Annotated in this window: 10 protein-coding genes; 4 read left to right on the forward strand and 6 right to left on the reverse strand. The window is 42.9% G+C overall.

Features of this window, described 5'->3' with window-relative positions:
- The first annotated feature begins 110 nt into the window (after positions 1-110).
- Complete coding sequence (gene epsC, locus ACKWCA_RS13435; protein ID WP_413978725.1) at positions 111-905, forward strand: serine O-acetyltransferase EpsC; 795 nt, start codon at positions 111-113, stop codon at positions 903-905.
- Entirely contained in the window at positions 895-1,779 is an 885-nt protein-coding gene (gene cysM, locus ACKWCA_RS13440; protein ID WP_413978726.1) for a cysteine synthase CysM, read from the forward strand. The genes epsC and cysM overlap by 11 nt, the downstream gene beginning before the upstream one ends.
- 5 nt (positions 1,780-1,784) lie before the next feature.
- On the opposite strand, the gene ACKWCA_RS13445 is transcribed toward cysM, so the two are convergent.
- The 4 genes from ACKWCA_RS13445 to ACKWCA_RS13460 all read right to left on the reverse strand — a co-directional run bounded on the left by ACKWCA_RS13445 (position 1,785) and on the right by ACKWCA_RS13460 (position 5,541).
- Positions 1,785-2,585, reverse strand: coding sequence for an alpha/beta hydrolase (locus ACKWCA_RS13445; protein WP_413978727.1), 801 nt, complete (start codon positions 2,583-2,585; stop codon positions 1,785-1,787).
- Entirely contained in the window at positions 2,572-3,447 is an 876-nt protein-coding gene (locus ACKWCA_RS13450; RefSeq protein ID WP_413978728.1) for an alpha/beta hydrolase, read from the reverse strand. Before ACKWCA_RS13450 ends, ACKWCA_RS13445 begins: the two co-directional genes overlap by 14 nt.
- Before the next feature lie 178 nt (positions 3,448-3,625).
- Positions 3,626-4,711, reverse strand: a complete 1,086-nt coding sequence (corA, locus tag ACKWCA_RS13455; RefSeq protein ID WP_413978729.1) for a magnesium/cobalt transporter CorA — start codon at positions 4,709-4,711, stop codon at positions 3,626-3,628.
- A 41-nt stretch (positions 4,712-4,752) separates the two neighbouring features.
- Positions 4,753-5,541 carry a tRNA pseudouridine synthase A gene (locus tag ACKWCA_RS13460; RefSeq protein ID WP_413978730.1) on the reverse strand — a complete coding sequence of 263 codons (789 nt, stop codon included), beginning with the start codon at positions 5,539-5,541 and terminating at the stop codon, positions 4,753-4,755.
- Positions 5,542-5,674: 133 nt separating this feature from the next.
- Between ACKWCA_RS13460 and ACKWCA_RS13465 the strand changes: the two genes are divergently transcribed.
- Positions 5,675-6,112: a hypothetical protein gene (locus tag ACKWCA_RS13465; protein WP_413978731.1), complete on the forward strand. Its 438-nt coding sequence runs from the start codon at positions 5,675-5,677 to the stop codon at positions 6,110-6,112.
- 180 nt (positions 6,113-6,292) lie between these two features.
- The gene (locus tag ACKWCA_RS13470) at positions 6,293-6,772 is read left to right on the forward strand and encodes a hypothetical protein (RefSeq protein ID WP_413978732.1); all 480 of its coding nucleotides are present in this window, start codon (positions 6,293-6,295) and stop codon (positions 6,770-6,772) included.
- A gap of 79 nt (positions 6,773-6,851) precedes the next feature.
- Here ACKWCA_RS13470 and ACKWCA_RS13475 read toward each other — a convergent pair whose 3' ends face one another.
- Entirely contained in the window at positions 6,852-8,756 is a 1,905-nt protein-coding gene (locus ACKWCA_RS13475) for a spondin domain-containing protein (RefSeq protein WP_413978733.1), read from the reverse strand.
- A gap of 197 nt (positions 8,757-8,953) precedes the next feature.
- On the reverse strand, positions 8,954-9,560 hold a 607-nt coding region (locus ACKWCA_RS13480; protein ID WP_413978734.1), incomplete at its 5' end, for a T9SS type A sorting domain-containing protein.

The following is a 9,560-nucleotide window of genomic DNA, read 5'->3' on the forward strand; positions in this document are numbered from 1 at the left end:
ACTTGAAAATTTGGTTTTAGAGGTCTGATTACATTTTAAGCTAAACTTAACCTTTTAAATCTATAGACTATTAGGTAAAAAAGTATTTTTGATGTTTCAATACGGTTTTCATGGATAAAAAGAACGTTGTCGAACAAATCATCCAACACAAAAAGCAGCCCAATCTCAGATATCAGTTGAAAGAACGCACAGAGGTCTTTACCAATCTGCTTTTCTACACCCTATTTGATATTGAAACAGAAGTGGAGGACAATCTGAACAAATTGGAAACCGAGTTTGACACCTTGGTGGACTTGGCCTGCTGGGATACCGAAAAACCTTGTAAAAAACTTTGGGAGAACTACGTACTCAAACTTCCAGGTATTTTGAAAAAACTGAACCGTGATGCAGAAGCCACTGTCAATTGCGATCCGGCCTCCCTCTCCATAGAGGAAGTGTATATGGCCTACCCCGGATTTTATGCCATCGCAATATATAGGTTAGCACATGAATTGTATGTAGAGGGATTTCCCTTGGTACCACGATTGATGACAGAATACGCGCACCGACAAACGGGGGTCGATATCAACCCTGGGGCACAAATCAGAGACTCATTTCATATTGACCATGGTACAGGTGTAGTGATTGGCGAAACGGCCGTCATTAAAAATCATGTGAAAATTTATCAAGGGGTCACGTTGGGAGGTCTCTTTGTTGCTAAAAACCTTCAAAAGACCAAACGGCATCCCACCATAGAAAACAATGTCACTATTTACGCCAATGCTACCATTTTGGGCGGTGACACCGTAATCGGGGAAAATACCATTATTGGCGGAAATGCATGGTTGACGAAATCCGTACCACCGAATTCGACCGTTTTCCACACCCCCGAAATTAAAATCAAACCCATTTCACATGTCTCCTAGTATCCTAGATTTTATCGGCAACACACCTCTCATAGAATCACGTGTTTTAAATACAAATCCCAATGTACGACTGCTCTTTAAACTGGAAGGTCATAATCCTGGTGGAAGTGTAAAAGATCGGGCGGCCTATAATATGATAAAGCGTGGCTTGGAACGCGGTACGTTTACCAAGGATTCACATTTGATCGAGGCTACCAGCGGAAATACCGGAATCGCCTTGGCATTAATAGCCGGAATTTATGGGTTAAACATCGAATTGGTCATGCCCGAAAACTCGACCGTCGAACGGGTACAGACCATGAGGGCCTATGGAGCTAAAGTTACGCTTACCCCAGCAGACAGAGGTATAGAAGGTGCACGCGATTATGCCGAGGAGAAAGTGAAAAGCGAAGGCTTCGTGATGATCAACCAGTTTGCCAATGAAGATAACTGGCAGGCACATTACCAAAGTACAGGACCTGAAATATGGAGGGATACCGAAGGCCAGGTCACACATTTTGTATCGGCCATGGGTACAACAGGAACAATTATGGGTACCTCGACTTACCTAAAAGAACAGGATAAGAACATTCAAATTGTGGGCGTACAACCCAAGGAGGGAGCGAAAATACCCGGAATTCGAAAATGGCCCGAAGAATACCTACCCAAGATCTTTGATGCTACAAAAGTAGATCAGGTGTTAGAGGTCACTCAAGAGGAAGCGGAACTTATGGCCGGAAGGCTCGCTAAGGAAGAAGGGATTTTTTCCGGCGTAAGCAGCGGAGGGGCAGCAACAGCAGCACTTCGTCTTGCGAACACCTTACAGAGTGGCACTATCGTATCGATAGTCTGCGACCGTGGGGACCGTTACCTGTCCTCAGGACTATTTAAATAAATTCCTCATTCGAAAACTTCGATCATTCCTTTTTTGAAGACGTCAAAGTCTTGTAGATAATTATGCCCTGCCCCCTCAATGCGATAGAAATGCTTCTCTGCGGAGTCAGGAATTTCAGCATATAGTTTCTCAGCAAATTCATAGGGAATCACGCGATCTTCGGTGCCATGGAAAATGTAAATAGGACAATTCACTTTCAACAAGTATTCATTGGACGGAAACCTAAATTGGGACAACCAACTTACCGGTAGTATCGGAAATCTATGTTTTCCTAAAGAAACGGCGCTGTAAAAAGGAGATTCAAGTACCAACTTTTTGGGACGATTGTCCGCAGCCAAACCTGAAGCGATTCCAGTACCGAACGATCGTCCATAAAGAATAAGCGCTTCTTCATTATATTGGGTCAACGCATAATCATAAAATAATTGGGCATCTTCTTTCATGCCTTGCTCACTTAACTCCCCGGTACTTTTCCCGTAGGTTCTGTAATCTACCAAAATAGCGTCATACCCTTTTCTATCCAGCAAATTGGCGACATGGTTCAAGTGGGAGATGTTACCTGAATTCCCATGAAAATAAAGCACTACTCCCCTAGCACTATCGCGCTTTATATGAACCGCATTGAGTTGGGCACCATCTTTGGCCGTTAAATTGAACTCTTCGAAGTTTTGACAAAAATCATAGGTATGGTTCAAGGGCATTTTCTGCGGAAAGAAAATCAGGTGTTCTTGAAAGTAGTAAGCCGAGAGTGTTACCAATACATAAAGCACCGCAAGTACGATACCGATTTTCTTAAGCCTTCGCATTCGCTTTTTTTGAGTCATGTTGTACATCTATGCTCGACCCCTTCAAATTGACTTCTTTGGGCCTCGACGTCATGATTTCCTCCAATATCTTATGATATGATTCAAAGGTGTTCAAATTTTTATGCCCCCCACCGATTATGGAATGTAAAGTGGTGCGTTTAGGCTGTATTTTAGAGAGTTTGACGCTTGTCTTAAAAGGAATCAACTTATCGTCTGTGCCATGGATAATATGAACGGGGCATTGTACGTATTGCAACCACTTATAGGTGGGCATTGGAAATTTGATCAAGACTGACAGTGGCATAAAGGGCAAGTAGCGTTTGGCAACTTTACTTAGACTATAATAAGGAGCATCGAGGATCAACATTCTCGGGTGGTTCATCGAAGCAAGTTTTGTCGCGAAACCTGAACCCAACGATCTCCCATAGAGGATGATATATTTTTCAGATACATTTTCCTTGATTTTATTATAGATTACCTGAAGGTCGCGCTTGACCGCTTTTTGTGTTCGTTTTCCAGTGCTTTTACCAAAACCCCTGTAGTCGACCATGACCACATCGTATCCATGTCGTGTAAAGTCCACGGCGAATTTTCCCCAACCTTTGATGCTTTTTGAATTTCCTTTTAGGTAAAAGACCACGCCTTTGGGCTCTTGCGTTTTAAACCGCAACCCATTGATGACGGCTCCATCTCTTGTTTCCACATTATATTCTTCAATTTCTTGATTATCGTAGTGGAAATGAAAATTCTCCGGTAGTTTTTCAGGCTTGAACATAAAATAGTCCTGCAGAAAAAAAAGCAAAACGCTAATGACTACATAAATCGCCAGAATCAGTAAACAAATGTACGCCCAATATGGCATATGGCTTGGTTTTCAAACAATGTACAAAAATTACATCACTCCAGTACTTTGGGACCTTAATCGTCATCTAGAGCATCATCGATCTCTTTTTCAACTTCCTTTAGGCAAAAACAAACCGACAGTAGTCAGAGGTTTCAAAAGACTTCAATTGACTTCTGAAGTTTTAAAATGATGAGAGCTAAAGCCAGCGCTTCTTTTTAAAGTACATCAACATCGCAATAAAGAGGAGGAGCATGGCGCCCAACACAATAAAGTAACCGTTCTCCGACTCTAACTCGGGCATGTTTCTAAAATTCATTCCGTACACCCCTGCAATAAAGGTCAGCGGGATAAAAATCGATGCCATGATCGTAAGCACTTTCATGACCTCATTCATTTTATTGCTCATATTGCTCATATACATCTCCATTAAGCTCATTGACATTTCGCGGTATACCTGTAAAGTCTCGTTGATTTCAACGCTATGGTCCAATGCATCCCGAAGAAATGGTTTGGTATCCTTTGAAATCAAATGGCTCTCGCTATCGATCAATCGCCCCACCAATTCCTTTACCGGAAAAATATGTCGCCTGATTTTCAGAATGTCCTTCTTCAGTTGTTGGATCTTATGTGCCATTTCTGCATCGGGGTTGTCATAGACCTCTGCTTCCAGGGCCTCCATTCTGGCACTTATACTTTCCAATACAACAAAATAGTTATCGATTACGGCATCCAACAGCGCAAAGAACAAGTAATCACTTTTTCTTTCACGAATTCGGCCCAATGCCCTGTTCAATCGATTTCTTACTCCGTTAAAAACATCTTCTTTTTCTTCCTGAAAGACCAAAACACAGTGTTCAAAAAGAACAAATGCAACATGCTCATTGACCAACTCATTGGTATCTGAGATGTATACCATCTTAAAAACACCAAAAATATAAGATTCATATTCATCTATCTTGGGCCTTTGCTGCGGATTAATAGCGTCTTCAAGCAACAACGGATTCAGACCGAACTTCTTCCCCAACTCCTCAATAAACGCCTCATCACTGATACCCACAACATCGATCCAAGAGGTAGATTTACTATTTTTATAAGATAAAATTTCCCCTATGGTCTTGGGATATTCTTCACGGACGTCTTCAGAAGAATAATCAAACACATGGACATTACTTTCAGTTTTCTCGCGTCGTCCTAGATAGGTAATTGTTCCTGGAGCCTTTCCTATCTTTCTTTTGGCACGTGATACCTTTGGCTTTTCGTGTCTCTTTGGATTTCTTTTCATAGTTGTTTAGGAAGTAATTTAAAGATAATGAACTTCACAGCTTAGTTTTCTTTGAATTCCAATTTATTTAACAACAATCCGGAACCCGGAGCGACGTAAGTCATTGGTGTCACGTGCGAACCCTTAAGGGATGCCTCGATTTCTTGTACTGTTAGCTTTCCCTTCCCCAATTCAATTAGTGCCCCCATAATCATACGGACTTGATAGCGCATAAATCCCGTGGCGGTGATGTGTAGCGCATAGCTCGTTTCCGGAAAGAAGTTTGCGGACAAAAGGGTATTATTTTGAATAACACAACGTTCTATCTTTCTTAGAAATTTGGAGTTTTCCTGGATGCGAGACGTGTATGCTGAAAAATCATGTTCCCCTTCGAACACTCGGGCTCCCTCTTTCATGATCTGAATATCAAGAGATTCGATAATGTTCGCCAAAAAAGGAGCGCAGAACGGGTGGTTTTTTATACCAAAAGAAAATAAGTACACGTACTCTTTGCGCTTACTATGTTGAATGATATTAAATTCTTGCGACACCTCATTGATATGTAAAGCCCGAATATCGGGAGGTAGATTTTTATTGAATTCCTCCAAGAACAGGCGGTTGTCCGCCAAGGGGCCGTCAATAAAAAGTTCAAAAGCGGCTTCCAGGGCCGAAACTTTAGCATCGGTACGGCCTGCCGCCAAAACCTTTGTTTTGTTATCGGGCAAGACAAACCGAAGTGTTTTCAATATCATTTGTTCAATGGTCTTTTGATTAGGCTGTTTTTGCCATCCACTATAACGAAATCCCAAATATTGAACCCTTATCAAGTAACAGAATCGTTCTTTTTGCATAATTGACTGCTTTGCACTTAAAAGTAGGTCATCGACCAGAATATGAAAACCCTTACCTCAAGAAAATGTCAAATCTCAACAACCATAACATTTTTTTTGTAATTTCATCAGTAAACCATAAACCACCTAAACAATGAACCAATCAAGAATCAAACCCACCATTTGGTTTTGGGTACTGGCTGTTCTGGGCCTCTTGTGGAATCTTATAGGCGTCTACTTCTATTTGATCGAGGCTTATATGAAAGATGAAATGAGGGCGACCTTGAGCGATGCGCAAAGGGCCATTTTCGAAACCCAACCGGTTTGGTTGACCGCTGCGTATGCTTTGGCCGTTTTCGGCGGGGCTTTGGGTTGTATCGGTCTTCTCGTGCGAAAAAAATGGGCCACTCCCCTGTTCCTACTTTCGCTGGTAGCTCTAATAGCACGCACCTGCTATTACTTCTTCATGACCAATGCTACAGAGGTTTTCGATATGGTACAGGGTACCATTTTACCGATTGCGGTAATTATCATAGGGGCGCTTCTCTATATCTTTTCGAAAATCGCGGCAGATCGCAGGTGGATTACCTAATCCCAGTTGATTTCATTGTTTCGGCGCGTATCATTTCATGTCGTTCAAAGGCGTACCTCACCACTATTATTTAAGGTTACCCAACATTACTGGCGCTTCATCGAATATTTTAAATAAACGAAGTAGGTGGTCGTTTTAAAATAGCAGACCTGGTGCCCAAACGCCAGAAACCTACTTATTATGAAACCCATTTTACAACTATTTACATTAAAAAGGAGTTATATTCTATCTGCGATCGTACTATTGACGCTGGTAATCTTTAACTTTTATGGCCCTTACACAGGGAAATTCTATTTTTTCAAACTAGATAATTATATTTTTCCCATTCTGACCCTCATACATCTGGTTTTTCTTTATGTACTTTGGTTTAAGATCAAGGAAGATGAAATGACCGATCCCCAAATGCGAAATTTGGAGTACGCACTTTATGTCATACTTATCGTATACATCTATAAGGCATTTGAAAGTCTTCATGTGCTCTCTACCTATGGCGATTATGAGTTTCATCTATTACCGGGAGCCTTTTTACCGGTAGGCATTTTGATACTCCTTTTACACTTCTTACTTATTGGTCTTACATTATTAGCCTTCAAGTATCGAAAAGATAGAGTCGGAGATTATAATTTTGACGATATGAACCATATCGATTCATGGGAATAACAACATATTGATGTTATGGCAAAAAAAAGGCCTTGGAAACTTTTCCAGGGCCTTTTTAAACAAACAAACACAAAATTCTTTAGTTGGGCGTCACGGTTACCTTGACCACATTATAGCCTCCTCTTGGATCTTCGATTCCAACAACACCGGCCGGTGAAGAAATAAGGCCTTTTCCAAATTGGACATCCTCGATTTCTGATACCCTACGGACAGCCGTATTACCATCTGCAGCACCCGTATTCGGACCGGATTGCCATGGCGCTTGGTCAGCACCAAAGCCCACCGTTTGGTCTACTTCAGTTCCTGAATCGTACAAATATGTTTTCAAAGTTGCCTCGGTACCGCTCTTAGGGGAACCGTTCTCATCCCACAGTGGGAATCCTGAATTATTATAGGCCAAGAACCAATCATTGGTAAAGACGAACATCGTATTGAAACCAAGTTTATACCCTTCTGGCACGTCATTCAAACTAAAGGTCAGGCTCTCACCAGGACCGATAGGAGCCGCTTCATTGCTCTTCGCAGCAGGTAAATTGAGCTGACTGGTAACATAATCGAACATCACCCCATTGTTGCCATCCTCGGCAAGCTCTTCCAATCCACTGCCAGCGACGGCCGCCTCTCCTTGAGTAAATACAGGGTCACTGGCATCGCCAAAGGCATAAACGATTCCGGGTGAGAAAACACTATAGCTTGATGACAAACGTAAAGGTGCTCCTGTCGACCCCTTTTCAGTGAACCATTCGAATAAGTCCGCCGGATTTCCTTGTACCGCGATCTTGGCCAATCCAAGTTGTCTTTCTGGCTGCCCCGCATCAAACAAAGGATTGGCCAATGCATGAAGTACAACGATACCTGGAGAAAGTATAACAGGATCTGTAGCCATGGCGCCTTGAATGTTCTTAATGTTCAAGGTAAATGTTCTTGTAGGCTCATCATAAGCCAAAGTGACTTTGACCATATCGGTCACATCCGTAGTGACCATACGAACAGTAATATCATCATCAGGCTCACCAGCCTCGGCTCCACCAGGTTCTGACGTAAAGGTGGCCTCATCTTCCTCTTCAGTGCCAGAATCCCACAGATAGATTTGATCCGTGATATCTCCGGTTACCGGAATACCATTTTCAAATAAAGCTACTCCAGCTCCGGTTGGCCCATAGAACCAATCATTGGAAACCACCTGCATCGTCGCAAAATTCAGTTTTGTTCCTGGTACAGCTTGAAAATCCACGGAGTATGCCCCACCAGCTACAGTTACCGGACCGGGCTCTGAAGCGCCGTCAGGGGTATTGAAAATTTGTGCATCCAAATAATTCACTACGTTGGTAATCGTTACGTTGAACGAAGCCAACGAGATAGTTTCCGGTTCGGTGACCACATTAACGGCACCAAATGTTACCGTAGCCGTCTCGGCCCAATCTGTTGACCCATTGCCCTCGCCGTCATAAGCTATAGAACTCTCTTCATTCGCCACTAGGGGAATGAAATCCCCAGCACTCCATTGATTTGCGGCAACCGCTATGTTTTCCCGTGCACTTCCGGCTGCGCCCCATTGCACAAAATCCACCAAAGCATCGGCATTGGTAAATGCATCGGAATTGTAAAGACCTAGGCCTCCCTGGGCATCAGGAAGCGTAGAATTGACCACTACATAATCTCCTGAAGCCAATTCCAAAGACCCACTAACAGGAGTCAAGGTGCTCAACTGCACATACTGTCCCGGTCCGAGACACAACCAGTAGTCGTTAAGGTCCACTGTATCATTTCCGTTGTTCAGAATTTCAATGGTATCCTCCCCGAGATACTTTATCTCATTGATTACGACCGATTGACTATTATCGGTCATAGGTTGTTCCGGTTCTTGTTCTTCCTCTTGTTGTTCTTGAACAATAAGGTCTTGTTCATCATCATCACAAGATGATATAATAGTTAGTGTTAAAAATGCCAATACGGTATAGGCAAACTTGTTCCTTCTTTTCATTACTTTTTTTTTAGTTTTTAACTTATTGTAATTGTCTTGTGCAAAGAACTAATTAGGAGGTTGTGCGGGTTTCACGAAAAAGTAAACTTTTGGAAACGGTTAGGGATATTCTTGTTATATCCCCTAAGTTTTTCTTAACAAAAAAAATCCCCGGAACGAATTCCGAGGACTTTTACTAAACAACATGGAATTAAAACCTATCTAATAATGACTTTTTTGGTAGTTACGGTTCGGCCGTCATTGACCCTTACCAAGTAGATACCTGCGGGAATGCCATTTACGTCAAACGATAGACCTTCCTCACTATTACGTCTCATTTTGTCGGTGATATCGGTACCGCCAAAGTCAAAAAGTGAAACGCTCACGTTTTTCACGTCTTTGGATCCTACTGATATATTCAGTTTATCCGTAGATGGATTGGGAAACAAACTAACCGATGTTTTACCACTTGTTGGATCGTTGCGCACCACCTCCACATAGTTGGAAAGGTCGAAACAGCCCATAAGGTCGTTCGCGTTAAGGCCCATCTCAGCGCCCACAAGGCCGTCCTCGTAACGAAGGTACCAGATCAGGCAAGTGCCCGCACCGGCACCGTCGAAATCAACGCCCTCGACCGCTTCGAGCGTCGGGGGAAGACCCAATATCTTGCCCTGGTCGTCAGTGATCACGAACGTACTGTTACTGCCCATGCGCTCGCCCTCAAGGGAAAGACCGGATACCATATCGGGGGTACCGTCGACATCGAAGGAGAAAGGTCCGCCCAAAAGCTCGCCCGCCTCGGGACGGTTGCGCGTCACAGTGACG

It is taken from the genome of Maribacter corallii (genome assembly GCF_047345415.1).
In the GTDB taxonomy this organism is placed as follows: domain Bacteria; phylum Bacteroidota; class Bacteroidia; order Flavobacteriales; family Flavobacteriaceae; genus Maribacter_C.

Coding starts and splice junctions, on each gene's coding strand:
- epsC (WP_413978725.1), top strand. CDS start 111: ATGGATAAAAAGAACGTTGTCGAACAAATCATCCAACACAAAAAGCAG.
- ACKWCA_RS13465 (WP_413978731.1), top strand. CDS start 5,675: ATGAACCAATCAAGAATCAAACCCACCATTTGGTTTTGGGTACTGGCT.
- ACKWCA_RS13460 (WP_413978730.1), bottom strand. CDS start 5,541: ATGCAAAAAGAACGATTCTGTTACTTGATAAGGGTTCAATATTTGGGA.
- cysM (WP_413978726.1), top strand. CDS start 895: ATGTCTCCTAGTATCCTAGATTTTATCGGCAACACACCTCTCATAGAA.
- ACKWCA_RS13470 (WP_413978732.1), top strand. CDS start 6,293: ATGAAACCCATTTTACAACTATTTACATTAAAAAGGAGTTATATTCTA.
- ACKWCA_RS13475 (WP_413978733.1), bottom strand. CDS start 8,756: ATGAAAAGAAGGAACAAGTTTGCCTATACCGTATTGGCATTTTTAACA.
- corA (WP_413978729.1), bottom strand. CDS start 4,711: ATGAAAAGAAATCCAAAGAGACACGAAAAGCCAAAGGTATCACGTGCC.
- ACKWCA_RS13445 (WP_413978727.1), bottom strand. CDS start 2,585: ATGCGAAGGCTTAAGAAAATCGGTATCGTACTTGCGGTGCTTTATGTA.
- ACKWCA_RS13450 (WP_413978728.1), bottom strand. CDS start 3,447: ATGCCATATTGGGCGTACATTTGTTTACTGATTCTGGCGATTTATGTA.